Raw genomic sequence first — 613 nt, 5'->3', positions numbered from 1 at the left:
GACGGCAAAGTAACCATCTCCGGGGAAAATTGAAGAATATCCCAGAGGGAGATGTAATCCTATCCCAATATGATGTAGACAAAATCTCAGTCCTTGATACCTTAGAGATTGGTAAAGGTGGTACATTTAGCCATGAGCTTACTGTAGACAATCCTAATTTTTATGACCTTGATTTGTTTGGCGAAAAGACTATTCGATTGGCTTTATTTGAGGAGGATGTTGAAATAAAGTATGATTTTGAATCTGAGAAGCTTGATGTTACTGGTTCTAAAGACAGTGAGTTATTATTTAATATAGATGAGCTGACTGTAAAATATCAGGAAGAGACCAATGAGTTGAATTCCGCTTTTTACGAAGCAATGACAGCGAAAGACCAAGACAAAGTTCAGGAAATCCGTGAGCAGGCGATGGTTATGGGAATGAACCATGCGGAGAACGTAAAAGATATAATTTCAAAACGGAAGGAAGTTTTGCTGCATTGGCAGGATTAGGAATGTTGGACCCTGGAGCAGATTTAATTTATGGACAGTGTGGTAGTTGCTCTTGGAGATAAATACCCTGACATGAAATTAATTAGTACATGGAAGCAGGAGTTGAATGAATGAGAGCCCTT

At 38.7% G+C, this 613-nt stretch carries 1 protein-coding gene; it reads left to right on the top strand.

The genetic code is table 11. From position 1 onward, the window contains the following. The coding region (locus ADIWIN_RS02055; protein WP_152487196.1) for a DUF4369 domain-containing protein at positions 1-491 on the top strand (491 nt) is incomplete at its 5' end. Positions 492-613: the final 122 nt, after the last annotated feature.

The organism is Winogradskyella psychrotolerans RS-3 (assembly GCF_000427335.1).
Classification (GTDB): domain Bacteria; phylum Bacteroidota; class Bacteroidia; order Flavobacteriales; family Flavobacteriaceae; genus Winogradskyella; species Winogradskyella psychrotolerans.
This window is presented reverse-complemented; position numbering and strand designations above follow the sequence as displayed.